This window comes from Bacillus cereus group sp. N8, assembly GCF_016483685.1.
GTDB classification, from domain to species: domain Bacteria; phylum Bacillota; class Bacilli; order Bacillales; family Bacillaceae_G; genus Bacillus_A; species Bacillus_A proteolyticus.
The window spans coordinates 19,473-38,714 of record NZ_JAEHBK010000032.1 but is presented as its reverse complement, the minus strand read 5'-3'; the positions used below and the strand labels follow the sequence as shown (position 1 = coordinate 38,714).

Sequence of the window (19,242 nt, the reverse complement as noted above, 5' to 3'; positions counted from 1 at the left end):
TTTCTTCACTTCTACTATATAAAAAATAGTAGTGCGAACCAATGCCTTGGCCTGCACTACTAATCTTAGTATGTTTTTATTCATTGCTCCGTTAATAGCAAGGCGTGCATGTTGATTTTTTAATACTGCATTTTTCTGATTTAGTCGTAAGAATTGAATGCCGACTTCAGCGCGTTCCTTGAAGTTTGGATCGCCCTTATATTTATCAACAAACTCCGCAGTTAAAGCAACACGGTCAATTTGTCCTGAATCATATAAGTTAACTTCTGTAGACTTATCTTTAACGACATTGAAGTTGATTTCTTCTAATTTTACAGTTTTAGCATCCCAATAGTTAGGGTTCTTCTTCAATTGGAAGCTTTGTTCGTGTTTCCAGTTATCTAATGTGAAAGCACCATTGTAAATTAAATGATTTGTTTCTAAACCGTATTTGTCACCTTGAGATTTTAAATAGTCTTCATTAATTGGTAAGAATGTTGAAAATGTCGTTAAGCTTAAGAAGTAGGGAACAGGGCGATCTAGTTGTACTTCTAAAGTTTTGTCATCAAGAGCTTTGATGCCTAATTGATCAACTGGTAATTGTTTTTGGTTTATTTGTTTTGCATTCTGTATATCGAAGAATAAGAATGCATATTCAGCTGCTGTATCAGGGTTTACGGCACGTTGCCAAGCAAAGACAAAGTCTTTTGCTGTTACAGGAGTACCATTTGACCATTTTGAATCACGCAGGTGGAATGTATATTTTGTTTTATCGGGACTAACGTCAACCGACTCAGCAACACCAGGAATCGGTTTATTATCTTCTCCTATTGCATATAAGCCTTCAAAAACATTTCGCATTACGTTCATGGATTCCCCATCCGTTGCCTTTGCAACATCCATTGTTGGAATTTCTGAAGCGAATGATAAGTTAATTGCCTGTTTATCATTTGCTTTATCGTTCGCTTTCGCTCCGCTTGCATTATCTTTATTTCCCCCACAAGCAGTTAGTAGTAGACTTGCCCCTAAAACAGATGCAACAACAGGTACAACTTTTTTCTTCATTGTTCTTTCCTCCCTAAATGTGTTGTTCGTAACGTCATAATGTCCATGTCTTGAAGTAGCTATAGAAGGAGATAAAACCTATTATAGATATTTGTTTATAGGTAATCAGGTGTTCTATATGTATATACATGCTGAACTATAATCTATCGTTATATGTTTCAACGTAGTAGACATTATGTTTTGATGGTGAAATATTTCGTCTCTTTGATTATTTAGAATATTAACACTGAAAAGAACTATATGTCAATAATAAAAATAGAGTGTTAATTTCTTGAAATAATATATTAAAAAAGTAGATTCACTCATATTAAGGAATCTACTTTTAATATATTTTGCCAAAAAAACAATGGGAGTTGGTGGAAACACGATGATTAAAGTCGCATTTTATTTTTCAATTTTTGCCCATTTGAAGTTTAATTGACCTGCGAAGTCTACTTGTACAATTCCTTTTACATAAGAACGCTCTAAATAAGATTCTCCTTTTTGGTAAAGAGGAGCGATAACAGAGTCCTTAAATAAGATTTTTTCTGATGCTAGTAACGCTTCCCAGCGAGCTTTTTCATCACCAGCCAAGGTAGTTTTAACTTTTTCAATTGTGTCATCAAATTCTTTATTAGAGTAATGATCTAAGTTGTAAGGGTTATTCGTCGTAAATAGTTCAAGGAATGTAATTGGATCAGCAAAGTCAGGGCTCCAACCGTCAATTCCAATCTCGTAGTCACCTTTTAATAAGAGTGAAACTTGTTGTTTACGTGGTTGCGGTTTTATATTTACTGTTAAGCCATCTAAATTCTTTTCTAGTTGCCCTTTTAGGAACTCACCAGTTTTCTTCTCAAGGTCACCATCACTTGTTAATAATTCTAATGTTATCTTTTCAGAACCAAGTTCTTTTTTTGCTTTCTTCCATAATTCTTGTGCAGATGTTGTATCAACTTTTGTTAAATCGCCGTTTGCAGTACGGAAGTCTTTTCCATCAGGCCCTTTTGCAAAGTTTTTCGGCACGAGACTAAAGGTTGGTGTAGAGCCATCATTTAATAACGTATTTACGAAGGATTTTCGATCAATTGTTTGATCGATTGCTTGTCGTGCAGAAACGTTTTGAAGTACTTTGTTTTGTTGATTCATACGTAAAAACTGTACCCCTACATTCGGACGTTCTTTGAAGTTAGTATCCTTTTTATATTTATCAACGAAATCAGATGTTAGTTTTATACGGTCTAATTGTTTGGATTCGAATAAATTTACTTCTGTTGATTTCTCTTTCACAACGTTGAAATTGATTTCTTCGAGTTTGACATTATCTTTATCCCAATAGGTAGGGTTTTTCTTAAATTTAAAGCTTTGTTCATGCTTCCAATCGCTTAGTGTAAAAGCTCCGTTGTACAAGATTTTGTTATCTTCTAAAGCGTACTTATCACCTTGTGATTTAAAGAATTCCTCGTTAATTGGTAGAAATGTTGGGAACGCTGTTAAGCTAATAAAGTACGGAACAGGGCGTTCTAATTCTACCTCAAACGTATGGTCATCAATTGCTTTTACACCAAGTTGATCGGCTGGAAGTTCTTTGTTGTTAATTTTTGTTGCATTTTTAATATCAAAGAATAGAAATGCATATTCAGAGGCTGTTGCTGGATCGACAGCTCTTTGCCAAGCGAAGACAAAATCTTTCGCTGTAACAGGAGTGCCGTTTGACCATTTTGAATCTCGTAAATGGAATGTGTATTTCGTTTTATCGCCATTTACTTCATGAGATTTTGCAACGCCAGGGACAGGTTTGTTACCTTCACCAAGATTATACAAACCTTCAAATACGTTTCTCATTACTTGACCAGAATCAGTATCTGTAGCACGAGCTGTATCCATTGTTCGTATTTCAGTAGGTGAAGATAAGTTTAAAACCTGTTTACTAGGTTCCTCGTCTTTTGCATTTGCTCCGCTTGCTTCGTTTTTATAACTGCCGCAACCAGTTAATAAAATACTTACTCCTACAACTGATGCAATACCGGGTACAAACTTCTTTTTCATTTGATTTTCCTCCTAAATAGTTAATAAGATTGGATGATGATGAGGGAATGAAAAACAAAAAATCCCTCTTTTCGTATTGAGAAAGAGGGATTTTTACGTACAAGTTATGCACCCGTATATAAACGAAGTCCCTCATTCTATCTTTCAAGCACAAAGCTTGCAGGAAGTGGCACAGTATTCAAAATGAACCTGTTGCCGAGGTTTCAAAGGGCCAGTCCCTCCACCTCTCTTGATACAATGAGTAAACGAATAAATTTTATTAATTTTTGTGTTTCTTTGATAATTCAAAATCTTACACCTTAGATAATGAAGTGTCAATCAAATGGAATATAGTTTAAATTTTCAGTTTTATTAAAAATAAAAAAAACCACTGCATATGGCAGTGGTTTCCCTATTAGAAGTTAAAGTTATCCGGATCTGGACCAACACGGTGATTTTCATTTAAAGCTTGAATTGCTTTCATATCATCCGAGCTTAATTCAAAATCAAAGATGTTCGCATTTTCAATGATGCGGTGTTCTTTAATTGATTTAGGAATCGTTACAACTTCATTTTGTAGATCCCAGCGTAGAATCACTTGTGCAGTCGATTTATTATATTTTGTAGCAATTTCTTGTAATGTTGGGTGATCTAGTAGTTGTCCTTGCATTAATGGTGACCAAGCTTCAAGCTGAATACCATGCTCTTTACAGAAAGTGTGCAATTCTTCTTGTGCTAAACGTGGATGGTATTCCACTTGGTTAACCATAGGCTTAATTTCAGCAATTTCAAATACGTCTTGCAAATGGTGAATATGGAAATTACTCACGCCAATAGCGCGCACACGACCATCTTTATAAAGTTGCTCTAAAGCTTTCCATGATTCAGTGTATTTTCCTTTTACAGGCCAATGTACTAAATATAAATCTAAATATTCTAGACCTAATTTTTCTAATGTAGTTTCAAATGCTTGTAATGTTGACTCGTAACCTTGATCACTATTCCATACTTTTGATGTGATAAATAATTCTTCACGTGGAATACCTGATTCGTGGATTGCTTGTCCAACGCCGTCTTCATTTTTATATATGGCAGCTGTATCGATACTACGATATCCATTTTTAATAGCTGCTTTTACAGAATCAATTACTTCTGATCCGTCTTCTACTTTAAAAACACCTAAACCGAACCAAGGCATTTTTACGCCGTTATGTAATGTTGTGTAGTCGTTTAAACTTGTTAAAGTCATATTAATTCCCCCTAGCTTTTTTATTGGTCGCTTCAATTGCTTGTTGAATGACTTCTGAAAAATTATTTTCATATAGAACTTTTAAACCTTCAGCCGTTGAACCTCCTGGTGTTGTTACTTGTTCACGTAACATAGCTGGATCCTGGTTTTGCTGGAGCATAGCGGCAGAGCCAGCGATCATTTGAATGACAAGATGTTTTGCTGTTTCCTCATCAATTCCATAGCTTTTCGTTGCTTCAATTAAACCTTCAGCAAAGTGATAGAGAAAAGCGGGTGCACTACCAGTAACTGCGGTAAGTTGGTGAACTTCCTCTTCGGTACAAAACTGCGAGGTACCAATACCTCTTAAAAGAAGTTGTAACGTTTCATGATGTCGTTCCTCTACGGAATTTCCCGTCGTGTATAAAGAGATAGACTTGCCAATTTCAGCAGCTGTATTTGGCATAATCCAGGCAACAGGTGTCCCTTGAGGAAGTCTTTCTTCTAGATAAGATGGTCCGATTCCGGCAGCAACTGTCACGACAAATTGATCAGTTAGAAGAGGCGATAGATCCGCTAATAGCTGTTCATGTGCAACAGGCGGCATTGCTAAAACAATTGTATCTACAGATTTAATATGCTGCTTCCAATCCGTTGTAATCGATAAATCATATTGAGTTTGTAGTTGCGTTAGTTTTTCTATGTTACTTCGATTGGAAACAATAATTTTTTCGATGTATTCTTTACTTGTTGTAAGTAGTCCAGCAAATATAGCTTCTGCCATACGACCGGCACCAATAAATAAAATTCGATGTTTATTAGGCATATCCTTTATTCCTTTCTGATGAGAATATGTTATAAAAAACGATACCATTTTTAAGAGAATTTTGTAAAAAGAAACGGCTTGTAGTGGAGAGAATACAATTGGAGGGAAGGAAGGCTATATAAAAAGGACTATGAAGATTATTATATTTGAAAAATAGTTATAATCAAAAATCCCTGAAGCATTTATGCTTCAGGGATTGATAAATTATAAGCTTATGCTTTCGTCATACCAAGCAATACAGCGCCACCGATAATTAAAACACTACCTAGTGCAATAAAGATCAATTGACGTTTTGTTTTCTTTTCACCTAAGAATACAATCGCACCGAATGTTGAGATAACGATTCCAGTTTGAGATAATGGGAAGCTTGTTGCTACTCCGACACGTGGTAAGGAAAGAAGTAAGAATAAGTTTCCTGTTCCCCATAGTAAACCAGATAAAGCATTACGAATTGCATATTTGTTAAATGGTTTATGTTTAGATGTCAGTACAACCGCACCAACGAACATACCAACTGCTTGTGGTAAAATAGCAGACCAACCATCGATATTATACCAACGAATAATAATTACATATACAAGGTAGCCGAAAGTAGAAACAATTAAAGTAAGAAGTCCTTTTTTCAATTGTCCTGGTGGCTGTGCATTTTCTTTGTCATCTAGTGATGTGAATACAACACCAACTACGATTAATAGGATTGCAATCGTTCCCAGAACAATCGTTGTTGTAGTAGTCCACTCACGGAAAGCGATAACCCCAAAGATAGAAGTTGCAACAAGTTGCATACCAGTAGAAATCGTTACAGTAGTTGAAACACCTAGTTTTTCAACTGTTTTTAATTGGTTTACTTGTCCTAATGCCCAGAATAAACCTGAAATAAAACCAACAATCAAGACTGTCATTGTTAAAGCTGGTTGAGTAAATACATACATAATTGTTGCGAAGAATAGAGCACCGATTGTCATACCTACCGTTTGGCTATATGCACCACCGCCCATTTTTACGCTTACTAATAAGATGTTTCCCCATGCAATTGCAGGAAGAAGCGCTAATAAAATGTCCATTACAAGACTCCCTTCGGTTTTCTATACCAATATAATTACATATCGTTCTAACGATCGGTAATGCCCCACTAATAGAGTAGAAGATTACCGATCGCTAAAACAGGATGAAGAATTCACGATATAAATGCGTTTTCATTTCTTCATTTTTTGAAACACCTCCATATAATAACAGGAAATTGCCTATTTTAGAAAGTGAATTCAAATAAAATGTATATTTCAATAAAAGGTAAAATTCAGTTATTTCCTGATGGTATATTTTATTTCCTAAGAAATAAAGAAGCAGCTTCGACAGAAGCTGCTTTAAGAGTTAGTAATTCTTTTATTAATAAGCTGAATACATAGCAGAAATAGGAGTGACATACTAATAGTGATAACTACTAGTGTCCAAGCGAGCTGCATATTACTTGCATCAATCGCCATATAAATTGCGGTTGGGATTGTCTGTGTTTTACCGGGAATGTTCCCAGCGAACATGAGTGTAGCACCAAATTCCCCTAGTGCACGAACAAAGCTCAAAATCATTCCGCTTAGTAATGCAGGAAATGCAAGCGGAAGTGTGACGTGTAGAAAAACTTGATATTCACTTGCACCAAGATCACGAGCGCTTTCTTCAATTTGTACATTCGCGATAGAAAAACCTGTTTTGGCTGATTGGTACATAAGCGGAAATGCAACAACTGTAGAAGCAATGATAGCAGCAGTAGATGTGAACATAATAGACTGCTGAAATATTGATTCTACCCACGTTCCAATGGGACTATTATTTCCAAAAATGATAATGAGAAAAAATCCGATTACAGTTGGCGGAAGTACCATTGGTAATAAGAAAATAGTTTCTAATATTACTTTATATTTCCATGAGGAGCGTGCTAGGGCTCGTCCGATTATCGTTCCTAAAATTGTGACGATAATGGTGGCGCATGCAGCTACTCTTAAAGATAGGAAGATTGGTGACAAAATAGCATCAAAGTTCATGGTAATTATGATAGGACTGTAAATCCATATTTCTTAAAGATAGATTGTGCATCTTTTGACTGCAAATACTCATAAAATGAAGTCGCCTCTTTCTTGTGCTTAGATTCTTTTATAACACCTAAAGGATAGTGAATTGGCTCATGAGAAGTAGCTGTTGCTGTCTCACCAATCTTTACTTTGTTTGAAATAAGAGCATCTGTTTTGTATACAATACCAGCATCGACATTACCTGTTTCTACATATGTTAACACTTGGCGAACATCTTTTGTAAATACGATTTTATTTTGAATGTCATTCCAAAGGTTTTCATGTGTGAGAGAAGCTTTTGCGTATTTCCCCGCAGGTACGGATTCAGGTGTACCAAGTGCAATTTTCTTGATTTTTTCATCTTTTAAATCTTGGAATTTTGCAAGAGAACTATCTTTTGGGACAACTAGAACTAGTTCATTTCCAAGAAGATTTTTCCCTTCTTTTTCATCGATGAATCCTTTTTTAACAAGAGTTTGGAATTTATCTTCTGCTGCAGAGAAGAATAAATCAGCAGGTGCACCTTGTTCAATTTGTTGTTGAAGTGCACCAGAAGCACCGAAGTTAAAAGAAAGTTGAATAGTTGGTTCTTTCTCTTTATATTGTTTTTCAATTTCTTTTAATGCATCTTGTAAGCTAGCAGCAGCTGATATAGTCAGTTCGATTGTTTGTCCCTCTTTAGCAGCTGACTTTTCTTTCTTTTCCACGCTTGTACAAGCAGCGCTAAATATAAGAAGGAAAGAAAGTATAAGTGCCCCAATAGATCGTAATGTGAATTTGTTCATAAAAAAATCCCCTTTCGTTTCGACATATTTAATTATAACTAAATATAACTAATTATAACTAGTTATAATTGAATATAATTTGAACGAACTAGTTGTTTTTAAAATATAGGAGAAATATTCTTTTCTTTGTTACAATGAAGAAAGAAAGTGAGGAATCGTCTATGGATCATCATTCCTACACAACGGAAGAAGTAGCAAAGCGATTAAAAGTATCAAAATTAACTGTATACGATTTAATTAAAAAAGGAGAATTGCCTTCTTATAGAATCGGTAGACAGATGCGCATTGATGTAACGGATTTAGAACAATATATAAAGCGAATGAAAACAGGGAAAATACAAGGTACTTCCGTAAAGAGCAAAGATAGTAGGGACTTGGATACATGTATTATTAGCGGACAAGAACTAACATTAGATATGTTAGCAAAACGTATAGAAAATCGCCTGCCAAGTTCAAATATATTAAGGGCATATCAAGGTAGTTTAACGAGTTTAATAAAAATGTATCAGGGAGAAGGAAGTATCGTTAGCCTGCATTTGTTTGATGGTGAAACGGGTACATATAATGTTCCTTATGTAAAACGTATTTTAGTTGGACAACCATGTATTATGATTAATTTATTAGCAAGGAACGTTGGGTTTTATGTACAAAAGGGAAATCCCAAAAATATAAAAACATGGGCTGATTTATCTCAATCATCTATACGATTTGTAAATCGAGAAAAAGGTTCTGGCATTAGGGTGTTAGTCGATGAACAATTGCGCATTCAAAAATTAAATAAAGAGCATATTAGTGGATATGAATGGGAAGAATCAAATCATCTTGGTGTTGCCACGCAAGTCGCGAATGGAAAAGCTGATGTAGGAGTAGGGTCAGAAAAATTTTCACGGATTGTAAACGTAGACTTTATTCCAATCATGAAGGAACAGTATGATTTAGTGATTTTGAAGAATAAAGAAAATGAAGAGCTAATTGAAGTCGTGAAAGGTATTCTGCAATCGGAAGGATTTCATAATGAATTAAAAGCGATTGGCGGATACGATATGACGAAAATAGGTCAAATTATATATGAAACAAACTAAAAAGCTGTTTGTCTATAAGACAAGCAGCTTTTTCTATATATAAAGGGGTTTTGGGAAACAAAGTGTTAAACAAGACTTTGAGCAAGTGTGTAAATGAAAGCTGTAAGAAGAGTAGCTCCACTTGCAAGTCCGATAAAGTCTGATTTGTTGAAAGTAATGTTGTTCATTATAATCTCTCCTTATTTGTTTAATGTAGTTGCAACGGCTTTTGCATCGACAAGTGCGGATAGCACCATGCCCATTGTATTGAAAAATTTGTTTGATTTCGTTTTGTTCATCATGCGTATCCGCTCCTTTTAGAATTGTTGTTGCCCTGCTTTATGTCTTAATTATAGGAAATATGATCGCCTGCAACTATCGAATTAGCTTACGGGAGACTTACATTTTTGTAAGAAAAAAAGACATTCGTGTAAGAATGTCTTTTAAAGCATATTGATATGATGATGCTCTTCAATTGTTTTTAAAAAGCTACGCATTGAATTCGTCATATAGCTATCTTTACGGCGTATGAAAACTGTTGAAATACTACCATATTTTTCAGGGATTGCATGACAATGTACCTTACCAGCTTTAGAAAGATGGTGGACAGCAGACTGTGGTACGAGTGTAATTCCAAGGCCGAGTGCAACACTGTTTAATATCGTCTCTAATATATTAAATTCCATAATTCTTTTTGGGAGCAAACCCTCATCTTTAAGCCATCGTTCTAGTTTGGAACGGTATCCACATCCTTGGTTAAAAACGAGTAGGGGCGTTGTTGTGAATTCTTCTATATGAAAAGCTTTATTTTGTGTTACAAGCATTAATTTTTCTTTACTAACATCGTATTGTTCGATTAGTGGATGTTTAATAGGACCTGATATAAAGGCACCATCTAATTGATGATCAAGTACTTCTCTAATCAATTCTTCCGTTAGACCTGCTTGTAATGATAAATCGACATTCGGATAACGTTTATAGTAAGAAGATAAAATGGTAGGTAATGTACTTACTGTTTCGACCGTGCCGATTTTTAAAATACCAGAAGGTGTTTCGCTATCTAAAAATACTTGTTTTAGCTCGTCAACATCTTGCAAAATTTTATTAACATAAACGAGCATTTTTCTTCCTTCAGCTGTTAAAGTCATGCCTCGTTTATGACGATAAAAGAGCGGTGTTTTCAGTTCATTTTCTAGTTGTTTAATACGTGCAGTTACATTTGATTGTACGTAATTTAATTCCTTTGCGGCGCCGCTTACACTACCTCGGTCAGCAACGCTCTGGAAGATTTGTAAGTCTCGTAATTCCATTTTATGCCCCCTTGATGTTAAGTATCATTATAAATGATACTTAACATCATTTTGAATCATTTTACGTGATATATTTTTTCTTTTACAATTCTCTTTGTGCAAATAGAAAGAAGTGGGGGATTGTGGTGAAAAGAGGTCAAATGATAATAGGCGCTTTGGCGTGTTTAATAGCAAGTATGTCATGGGGAGCGATGTTTCCTGTTGCTGATCATGCGCTAGAATACATAGATCCGTTTTATTTTTCGTTTATTCGTTATGGGGCGGTAGCAATTGTACTGATTGTATTATTGCTAGTGAAAGAAGGAAAGAAAGCATTTCGCTTAGAAGGAAGAGGGAAGTTACTCGTCTTTTTTGGAACAATGGCGTTTACCGTATATAATGTATTAATTTTTCTAGGACAAATGTTAATGGGGAAATCAGGTGTAATGGTAGCTTCTATCATGGAGGCGCTTATGCCGATGATTTCAATTTGTATTTTATGGGGATATAAACATATAAAGCCGAAGAAGTATATGATAACGAGCATGATTATCGCGTTTGTAGGGGCTATATTTGTTATTACGAAAGGCGACATAAGTTTCTTTTTAACATTGAAAGATAACATGTTTTCACTAGCATTTATATTTGTTGGTGTTGTAGGATGGGTTATTTATACGATGGGTGGTCAAACGTGTAGCGATTGGTCAACATTACGTTATTCTACGTTGACATGTGTATTTGGTACAACTGTCACAGGGATTATAACGGTAATCATTACGGGGCTTGGATATGTATCAATTCCAAGTATGGAAACGATCTCTATTGTGAAATATGACTTGTTATTTATGATGACATTACCAGGTATCGTAGCACTACTTGCTTGGAACTACGGTGTGAAAATCTTATCATCCATTAATGGTATTTTATTTATTAACTTTGTACCAATTACTACGTTAGTTATTATGATGATGCAAGGGTATAAAATAACAACATTTGATATTGTAGGAACATTATTTGTTATTGCAGCGCTTATTCGTAATAACGTTTGTCAGAGAAAAGAAGAAAATGCAAATAAGCAAATGTTGCAAGAAAAGCAATTGCGCCAAGCTGTTTAATAGGCAATTGGAGGATTTTATATGTTAGAAAGTTTATTGTTTTTCTTTGCTGCTGGAGTTGCCTGCGAGCTTGCAGCAATTAATCGAAATGGTCGTAAGAGTGTAAAACAACAAGCTGAACTGATACAGCTTTTAAAAGAATTGAAGGAAAGAAAAAATTAAAAAGACGACCGGGCATAGACGGTCGTCTTTTCTATTACTATTTATATAAAGGGGAAAGGGGACACAAAGTTTATATAAGCGTGGCAGCGTAAATAACAGCAGTAAGAAGAAGGGAGCCGCTAGCTAATCCTAAAAAATCTAATTTGTTAAAAGTGATGTTATTCATAATACATTCTCCTTACTTGTTTCTTTCTGACTTAATTATATGAAATATTGTAAGAAGTAACTATCGAATTAGCTTACAAGAAAATTACACTTTTGTAAGAATTGAAATTTAACAATAAATACTTATTTTTATTACCAACTCCTAAAACTTAGTGTTATAATCGTTGTAAGAAAATGATTATACTTCGGATATTCAGAAAGGAACGAAACAAATGTATAAACCAATTACATTTTCGTTGAAATATATATTTAAAATGGCTGGGAAGGTAGAAGTACAAGGGGGAGAAAAATTACCGGAAGGTGGCCCTTACGTTGTTGCGTGCACACATACAAGTTTTATGGATGTTTTAATGTTAGCAACGGGGATGTATCCAACCCAAATTCATTACATGGCAAAAAAAGAATTGTTTGAAGGGAAATTTAAAAATTGGTTCTTTAAAAATGTAAATGCATTTCCCGTAGATCGTGCGAATCCAGGACCGAGTACACTTAAAATTCCATCACGCCTATTAAAAGAAGGAAAGGTAGTCGGGATTTTTCCGAGTGGAACGAGATCATCAGAAGATGTTTCATTAAAAGCTGGGGCTGTTACGATTGCGCTGCGTTCTAATGTTCCATTAGTACCGGCAGCTTATATTGGTCCATCAAGTGTAAAAGAATTAATAAAAGGAAAAAGGGCGCAATTAATTTTTGGAGATCCGATTCAAATTGATGCGGGAGAACAAATAGATCGGAAAACAGCTATGAAAATGATGACAGATCAATTAAATGAAAAATTTGAAGAGCTAAAGGTAACTTTGCAATCAAATCAAAAATAAGAAAAGACGACCGGGCATATGGTCGTCTTTTCTATTACTATTTATAATAAAGGGGAAAGGGGACACAAAGTTTATACAAGCGTAGCGGCGTAAATAAAAGCAGTAAGAAGAATCGAGCCACTAGCAAGTCCTAAAAAATCTAATTTGTTAAAAGTGATGTTATTCATAATATATTCTCCTTACTTGTTTAATGTAGAAGCAACAGCTTTTGCATCGATAAGAGCAGATAATACCATGCCCATTGTGTTTAAGAAATTGTTTGATTTCATTTTGTTCATCATATTAGATCCGCTCCTTTTCGAATGGTTGTTGCCCTGTTTCTGACTTAATTGTATGAAATATAGCGGAGAGTCACTATCGAATTAGCTTACAGGAAAATTACACTTTTGTAAGAAAAACGAATGAAGGTGTCATGATGAGAAGATTTGACATATGTTCATGTGATTTATTAAGTTAAAAGTAGAGGTGAGTGTATGGCTAATATTAAAGATATTGCAAAGATGGCTGGGGTTTCAGTTACGACTGTTTCGAGGGTATTAAATGATCATCCGTATGTAAGTGAAGAAAAAAGGAAAGTTGTTTTAGAAATAGTTGAGAAATTGAATTACTCACAAAATGCAAATGCTGTTCATTTATCAAAAGGGAAAACGAATATTGTTGGTGTGATTTTACCTTATATTAATCATCCGTGTTTTGATGCGATGGTGGGTGGAATGATGGAAGTTGCGTTAGCTCACAATTATCGAGTGCTTCTTTGTCAAACGAATTACAATAAAAAAGAAGAAATGAAAAGTTTACATATGTTGAAAACAAAGCAACTAGATGGTCTGATCATTTGTTCTCGTGCTAATGAGTGGGAAATTATAGAGCCGTATGCAGCGTATGGGGCGGTTATTGCTTGTGAGGATAATGATATTGAAAGTATATCGAGTGTATATACAGATCATTTTAATGCCTTTCAATTAGGGATGAGTTACCTTATTGAAAAAGGTTATAAGAAGATTGGATATTGTACGGGAAGAAAGTTAGGACCAAGTAGTAAGAAACGTTTTGATGCTTATAAACAACAGCTACAATTAATAGATGAAGAAGTGATGGAAGATCGGATTTTCACAGAATGCTTTACATTAGAAGATGGTGTAAGAGTTGCACATCAATTTAAGGAGATGGAGAATCCACCTGAAGCATTAATAGTGGCAGGAGATGAAGTTGCTATTGGGATCATGACAGAAGTTAATAAACTAGGTATTAAAGTTCCGGAGGATTTAGCGATTATTGGTTTTGATAATCAACCGATTTCTCAAGTTTTACAACTGACAACTATTGACCAAAATTTAAAGGAAATAGGTAAGACGGCTTTTGAAATGTTTTACAGACGAGTAAGTGATGAGGGTTCTAAACAAGAAAAGATGGAAATTCCGTATAAACTTGTGGAACGCTCTACAGTTTAGCGATAATCCGTTATGTGTATAATCACATAACGGATTATTTTTTGAAATGTCTTTGACAGGAAACGCATTTCATACTTTATAAAAGAGTTACACCGGTCTGTAATAATCCATGGATTCTTTTCAAGTGTTAAAGCAATGAATAGAATTTGGAGGGATATGTATGAATGAACTTTTATTAAGTATGAAAAAGTATGTAGAGGATGATGAACAAATTTTAGCATTTGTGATAGGGATATTTGAGAAAGATGATTTTACCTTATCATATCGGCATGGAATTTTCGTTGCTACTACTAGACGTCTCCTCTTTTATGGAGGATTTTCGTATTATCCATCAACATTTGAAGAGTATTCGTATTTGCATATAGACGACATAAATTTTCATCCGCAATTAGTGTTTACTTGTAATAAGGAAACGGTAATAGCTAAGTATATTCAGAAAGGTAATGTGGAACGCTTTGCTCGTGCAGTTAGAGCAAATATGAATAATTAATCAGGTGTTTGTTTAAACATAATACCATTGCTGTTATGAGAAGAATGGCGTAATAAAAACCACTTCTAAACCTCTAGGAGATAGTGATACAATGTCAAATGGGGGGAGGTATGAACTATGGTTAATCAACGTATAAAAGAGATAACATTAATTACAATTGGTTCATTGTTATTCGCAATCGGTATTAATTATTTTGCAATTCCAAACCGTTTATCAGAAGGTGGCATTATTGGTGTAACGGTTGTTACGTATTATTTATTTGGTTGGTCGCCAGGGATTGTCAATTTTGCTATAAATGCAATTTTACTGGCTGTTGGTTATAAATTTTTTGATAAAAAAACGATGGTTTATACAATTTTAGGGATTGTAGAAACATCTTTGTTTTTATATGTTACAGAGCACATTGAGTATCATGTAAATAGTGATACGCTCTTAGCAGCTTTATTCGCGGGTCTATTTGTAGGTATCGGATTAGGGTGTATGTTCAAAGCTGGAGGTACATCAGGAGGATCGGCAATTTTAGCGCAGTTAGCAAATCAATACTTAGGTTGGAGTGTTGGTAAAGGCGTACTCATTATTGATATCGTTGTAATTGCTGGTTCTGTATTTATAATAGGGCAAGAAAAGGCAATGTATACACTCGTTGCTGTATTTATCGGAGCGAAAGTAATTGATTTCATTGTAGAAGGAATGGATACAAAGACTGCAGTTACGATTATCTCGAATCAACCAGACTTAATTCGTGAAGCTATTACGAAAAACATGACACGTGGTGTCACTGTATTAGAGGGGCGCGGCGGATATACTGGTAAAAATAAAGAAGTATTATATGTCGTTATTAATAAACAAGAGCTTGTTAAGTTAAAGCAAGTTATCGGCCGAGTTGATGAAGATGCCTTCGTTGTCATTCACGATGTGCGTGATGTACTTGGCGGTGGTTTTAAAGCGAGCTAAAAGGTGAACGAGTAAATTCGTTCGCCTTTTTTAATTCTTACAAAAATGTAAGTGTAATGTAATGAGATTCAATAGTAGATTTTATTCCTTCTTTTTAAAATGGATGTATATATATCCTGCAAGGGAGGAAGATTTATTATGAAGAAAAAAATGATCACTACTATAATAGCGATGATAGTGATAGTAGTAATGTTATTGCCTACGAAACTTGGACCAGTTATCGATAAATATAATCCACTTTATAAGACGAAAGAATATTATACGGTTGTGAATACAATTGGTCAGCATATTGGTGATGAGTGGTATGAATATGAATTTATTGCATTTGACGAACGTGGAAGAGAGCAAAAAATAAAGAAGACTGTTAAGCATATGTTAAAGAAAGATGAAGCATTAAAGGTGTACGCAAAAGGACGCTACGGCGAGGCAATTGAAGAAATTGAAGTTGTAAATATTCCTATTAATGCAAAGAGTAAACTTTTAACGATGAGATAGCGAATTATACCCCCGCCTATTTTTTGTCGAAAATAAAAATACTAGGTAGGGGTATTTTAGAGTGCATGAAAGAGCCTTAGTCCATACGGACTAAGGCTCTTTTTATTATATAAAGGGGAAGGGGGTACATTGTAGTAGCATGAGTGAAAGGTATAAGAAGAGTAGGCTACTAGCAATGTAATTTGGTTATGTGAGTGTTCTTCTTATTTGGCTTACTTTCTAACTTTATTGTACGAAATATAGGTAAGGGAAACTATCGAATTACATTACGCATAGCTTACAAACATGTAAGCCTTCTGTAATGTAATTCGATAGTTAAAATATAGTGAATTTCATATAGTATAACTAGAAAGTCTCACTGTATCACTTTCCGTTTGTAATGTTAATGAAGAATGAAAAACCAACTACTTTTTAATAGCCCTCATCTCTATTTAGATGAGGCTCTTTTTTTAACCTTACAATATTGTAAGGTTTACGTAAGTTAATTCGATAGTAATTTTGTCATATTTTTTGCATAATAGATACAAATAGATAAAAAATAATTAGGGATATATTAAGAAGGGAGAAAACTGGGATGCGTAAAGAAGAAGTAGTGAAGTTTCCAATTAAAGATTTCTGTAGCTACTTTACTGTTGCCATAGTATGTATTGGATTATTTGATATAATAACAAATTTAATTGTTAAATAATATAGATGATAAAACAAGAAGGGGGACCCTTTCTTGTTTTTTTTATGGGGGCATAAAGATGAAATGGATTGATAGCCATATACATGTTGATCAATATGAGAATGAAGAGAAAAGTAGATTACTTATAGATGTGGAAAACAGTAAAGAGATACAGGGGCTTATTGCAGTATCTATGAATTATCAATCATGCCTAGAAACTTTATCTTTAGCAAAGCGATATCCTTTTGTACATCCAGCAATAGGTTTTCATCCGGAGCAGCCGATTCATAGAGAAGAATGTGAGCGCATATTTAAATTAATTGAAGCTCATGTAGAGGACATTGTTGCGATTGGTGAAGTGGGACTCCCGTATTATTTAAGGAAAGAAGATGAAAATATTGCTATCGATCCATACATAGCGGTGTTAAAAAAGTTTGTTGAACTAGCTAGTAAACATGATTTACCAATTGTATTGCATGCGGTTTATGGAGATGCTGACACTGTATGTGATTTTCTTGAAGAATATAAAGTTTCACGCGCACACTTCCATTGGTTTAAAGGAAGTGAAGAGACAATGAAACGGATGATGAGGAACGGTTATTATATTTCTATCACACCGGATGTTTTACATAAGGAGAAAATTAGAAAAATCGTTTCGTATTATCCGCTTGAATATATGATGGTAGAAACAGATGGCCCATGGGAATTTCAGAAGGATACGATGACACATCCTTATATGATAAAAGATGTATTACAAGAAATTAGTATAATAAAAAAAATATCAGTAGAGAAAGTTACTGAGCAAATATATGCGAATACGGTACGATTTTATAAAGTTAGTGAGTCATAAAAAAACACCAAGCATCTCGCTTGGTGTTTTTTTATGACTCTAATTTTTTCGCACGTCTTAATAATAAAAGAAAGACAATTATAATGAACCCAATTATAAGGAAGAACCCATATTGTTTTATATAATTAATTATGTCATTCGCACTTGTTGGTTTTTCAACGTGAATGCCGTCTTTATTAGTAGTAATATGAATATCTTTCATTTTTACTTCATTCGTTTCTTTTTGTAAATCAATCCACTCTACGTTTGGAATGTTTTCTAGTTCTTTTAATACTTCTTTTAATGGTTGAACACCTAAGTAAGGGTGATAGAATGCGCCGATAATTCCATCAGATAGTTTAGTGATAGATAAAGCACGTTCTTTCATTTTGGCAATATCTTGTGGCTGGCCTTCTTCGATAAATCCAACCGTTTCAGGTATTAATTTCATCCCATGTAAAAACGATGGTGTACTCGTATAAGCTGGTGAATGCATAGATTTCCAAGTTGTATCGTTTAGTTGTAGTTGTCCTACATAAGTAGAGAAATATTGAGAAAGTATTTCATATCCTTTTTGAGACATTGTATAGTGCGGAGCCTCAAAGGCAACTGGATATAATTTCGCTCCTACAAGCTCTGTAATCCCTTTTTCAATATGATCTTTAGTATATTTTTCTTCGAAGGCTTTTCCGTTCTCTACGTATTTATTATAGTCTTCTGTAGACTGAAAATATTCTTTTGTCTTTGATTTTTCATGGTTTGGTTGGCGAATTGGTTGATCTGTTTTTACATCCCAAAATTCAAAACCTTCGCCAGTTTCACTATCATAAAACTGATGGGTGTAACCATGCATAACGATAGAACCACCGTTATCTTGCATAAAGCGTAAAACATCGACTAATTCAGAGTTATCCTTTAAATGTATTGTTTTTCCTATGTTGGGATCTTTGTAAACAGGGATAACAGTAATCATATAAGGAAGGTTTTTCTCTTTTAGTAATTCAGCAATTTCTTTTAATTGCTTTACATCTACAGCTGGATGAACGTCTTCAAGACGTAAATAAGCTGAAGTTTTATTTGTCATCGGCTTTTGTTCAAAGTAAGAAAATAGCATTTCACCGACGTAATGAGACATCCAATCGAAAAGGTTTGGAGTTGCAACATAATATGATATTCCTTGCTGAACGATTAATGGATGGGCTCCATCGGCACTCAAGGCGTAAGCAAGAGTTGTTCCTTTTGCTTCAATTTTCTTCATTAAGCGTTCTTCTTGTAATTCATTTTTTAATTTGTGTGTCGGATATTCTATAGTATGAGTTCGTATATCAGTTTCATCCGAGGTAATGAAAGAAAAACGATTAGATAATTGCTCAACATTTTGACCTAAAACTAATACTGGACCTGAGAAGCTTTCCAGAAATTGTTTTACTTCAGTAGAAAGAACTTCTTTTTGCTCTCCGATATAAACGATATGTGTATAAGAAGATGAGTTACTAATTTCATGTATCTCTTTTAAACTTTTTACTGTTATATCTTTTGTAAAGTGCCCTAACTGAGTATTAAGGATTTGTACATTGTTTGTAATTTTGTTGTCTTCTGTACTATACAAAATAAGTACTTTTTGCTTGGATGATGTTTGCGCAGATGTGTGTATAGGAATGAGTAGTAAAATGCTAAAAAAGAGTAGTAGGGCTTTTTTCATTTATATATGCTCCTAGTCTATATAGAATTCAATTTACAATTATATACAAGAAATAAGTTATAGTCCATGTAAGTTACATTTTTGCACATAT

The 19,242-nt window shown here is 34.4% G+C and carries 21 protein-coding genes and 1 riboswitch; of the genes, 9 read left to right on the top strand and 12 right to left on the bottom strand.

The features are described from left to right. From JDS80_RS26005 to modA, 7 genes are all read right to left on the bottom strand, one after another. Positions 1-1,044: peptide ABC transporter substrate-binding protein (locus JDS80_RS26005; RefSeq protein WP_199640318.1), on the bottom strand; the 1,044-nt coding region annotated here is incomplete at its 3' end. A gap of 384 nt (positions 1,045-1,428) precedes the next feature. After that, positions 1,429-3,069, bottom strand: coding sequence for a peptide ABC transporter substrate-binding protein (locus JDS80_RS26000; protein WP_199640317.1), 1,641 nt, complete (start codon positions 3,067-3,069; stop codon positions 1,429-1,431). 134 nt (positions 3,070-3,203) lie between these two features. Beyond that, positions 3,204-3,308, bottom strand: a riboswitch (SAM riboswitch). A 155-nt stretch (positions 3,309-3,463) separates the two neighbouring features. Beyond that, a complete protein-coding gene (locus tag JDS80_RS25995; protein ID WP_199640316.1) occupies positions 3,464-4,297 on the bottom strand; it encodes an aldo/keto reductase in 834 nt (277 codons plus the stop codon). Position 4,298: 1 nt separating this feature from the next. Beyond that, the gene (proC, locus tag JDS80_RS25990; protein ID WP_199640315.1) at positions 4,299-5,102 is read right to left on the bottom strand and encodes a pyrroline-5-carboxylate reductase; all 804 of its coding nucleotides are present in this window, start codon (positions 5,100-5,102) and stop codon (positions 4,299-4,301) included. Positions 5,103-5,314: 212 nt separating this feature from the next. Continuing rightward, positions 5,315-6,166 carry a GRP family sugar transporter gene (locus JDS80_RS25985; RefSeq protein ID WP_000353549.1) on the bottom strand — a complete coding sequence of 284 codons (852 nt, stop codon included), beginning with the start codon at positions 6,164-6,166 and terminating at the stop codon, positions 5,315-5,317. A 300-nt stretch (positions 6,167-6,466) separates the two neighbouring features. Next, positions 6,467-7,141, bottom strand: a complete 675-nt coding sequence (gene modB / locus JDS80_RS25980; RefSeq protein WP_199640314.1) for a molybdate ABC transporter permease subunit — start codon at positions 7,139-7,141, stop codon at positions 6,467-6,469. 5 nt (positions 7,142-7,146) lie between these two features. Continuing rightward, positions 7,147-7,953, bottom strand: coding sequence for a molybdate ABC transporter substrate-binding protein (modA, locus tag JDS80_RS25975; RefSeq protein ID WP_199640313.1), 807 nt, complete (start codon positions 7,951-7,953; stop codon positions 7,147-7,149). Positions 7,954-8,087: 134 nt separating this feature from the next. On the opposite strand from modA, the gene JDS80_RS25970 reads away from it, so the two are divergent. Then, a complete protein-coding gene (locus JDS80_RS25970; RefSeq protein ID WP_199640319.1) occupies positions 8,088-9,035 on the top strand; it encodes a helix-turn-helix transcriptional regulator in 948 nt (315 codons plus the stop codon). A 65-nt stretch (positions 9,036-9,100) separates the two neighbouring features. Here JDS80_RS25970 and JDS80_RS25965 read toward each other — a convergent pair whose 3' ends face one another. Continuing rightward, on the bottom strand, positions 9,101-9,202 hold the full coding sequence (locus JDS80_RS25965) for a DUF3948 family protein (protein ID WP_001060020.1): 102 nt from the start codon (positions 9,200-9,202) through the stop codon (positions 9,101-9,103). A 255-nt stretch (positions 9,203-9,457) separates the two neighbouring features. Then, positions 9,458-10,324 (bottom strand): LysR family transcriptional regulator, encoded by an 867-nt coding sequence (locus tag JDS80_RS25960; protein ID WP_199640312.1) that lies wholly within the window; start codon positions 10,322-10,324, stop codon positions 9,458-9,460. A 125-nt stretch (positions 10,325-10,449) separates the two neighbouring features. Between JDS80_RS25960 and JDS80_RS25955 the strand changes: the two genes are divergently transcribed. Next, a complete protein-coding gene (locus JDS80_RS25955; RefSeq protein ID WP_199640311.1) occupies positions 10,450-11,418 on the top strand; it encodes an EamA family transporter in 969 nt (322 codons plus the stop codon). A gap of 21 nt (positions 11,419-11,439) precedes the next feature. Further along, entirely contained in the window at positions 11,440-11,580 is a 141-nt protein-coding gene (locus JDS80_RS25950) for a YrzO family protein (RefSeq protein ID WP_199640310.1), read from the top strand. Between the two features lie 70 nt (positions 11,581-11,650). Here the strand turns inward: JDS80_RS25950 and JDS80_RS25945 are convergent, their stop codons facing one another. Next, positions 11,651-11,746 (bottom strand): DUF3948 family protein, encoded by a 96-nt coding sequence (locus JDS80_RS25945; RefSeq protein WP_199640309.1) that lies wholly within the window; start codon positions 11,744-11,746, stop codon positions 11,651-11,653. 211 nt (positions 11,747-11,957) lie between these two features. Between JDS80_RS25945 and JDS80_RS25940 the strand changes: the two genes are divergently transcribed. Next, the gene (locus tag JDS80_RS25940) at positions 11,958-12,563 is read left to right on the top strand and encodes a lysophospholipid acyltransferase family protein (protein WP_199640308.1); all 606 of its coding nucleotides are present in this window, start codon (positions 11,958-11,960) and stop codon (positions 12,561-12,563) included. 71 nt (positions 12,564-12,634) lie between these two features. On the opposite strand, the gene JDS80_RS25935 is transcribed toward JDS80_RS25940, so the two are convergent. Further along, the gene (locus JDS80_RS25935; protein WP_001059999.1) at positions 12,635-12,730 is read right to left on the bottom strand and encodes a DUF3948 family protein; all 96 of its coding nucleotides are present in this window, start codon (positions 12,728-12,730) and stop codon (positions 12,635-12,637) included. Between the two features lie 306 nt (positions 12,731-13,036). Here JDS80_RS25935 and JDS80_RS25930 point away from each other — a divergent pair, with 306 nt between their 5' ends. The 5 genes from JDS80_RS25930 (at position 13,037) to JDS80_RS25910 (ending at position 17,470) form a co-directional block, all read left to right on the top strand. Then, a complete protein-coding gene (locus JDS80_RS25930; RefSeq protein WP_199640307.1) occupies positions 13,037-14,014 on the top strand; it encodes a LacI family DNA-binding transcriptional regulator in 978 nt (325 codons plus the stop codon). Positions 14,015-14,174: 160 nt separating this feature from the next. Next, positions 14,175-14,504: a PH domain-containing protein gene (locus JDS80_RS25925; RefSeq protein WP_199640306.1), complete on the top strand. Its 330-nt coding sequence runs from the start codon at positions 14,175-14,177 to the stop codon at positions 14,502-14,504. 117 nt (positions 14,505-14,621) lie between these two features. Next, entirely contained in the window at positions 14,622-15,458 is an 837-nt protein-coding gene (locus tag JDS80_RS25920; RefSeq protein ID WP_071744511.1) for a YitT family protein, read from the top strand. 138 nt (positions 15,459-15,596) lie between these two features. Further along, entirely contained in the window at positions 15,597-15,953 is a 357-nt protein-coding gene (locus JDS80_RS25915) for a YxeA family protein (protein WP_199640305.1), read from the top strand. 746 nt (positions 15,954-16,699) lie between these two features. After that, positions 16,700-17,470 (top strand): TatD family hydrolase, encoded by a 771-nt coding sequence (locus JDS80_RS25910; protein WP_098889134.1) that lies wholly within the window; start codon positions 16,700-16,702, stop codon positions 17,468-17,470. A gap of 31 nt (positions 17,471-17,501) precedes the next feature. Here the strand turns inward: JDS80_RS25910 and JDS80_RS25905 are convergent, their stop codons facing one another. Beyond that, positions 17,502-19,151 (bottom strand): DUF2334 domain-containing protein, encoded by a 1,650-nt coding sequence (locus JDS80_RS25905; protein WP_199640304.1) that lies wholly within the window; start codon positions 19,149-19,151, stop codon positions 17,502-17,504. Positions 19,152-19,242 lie beyond the last annotated feature (91 nt).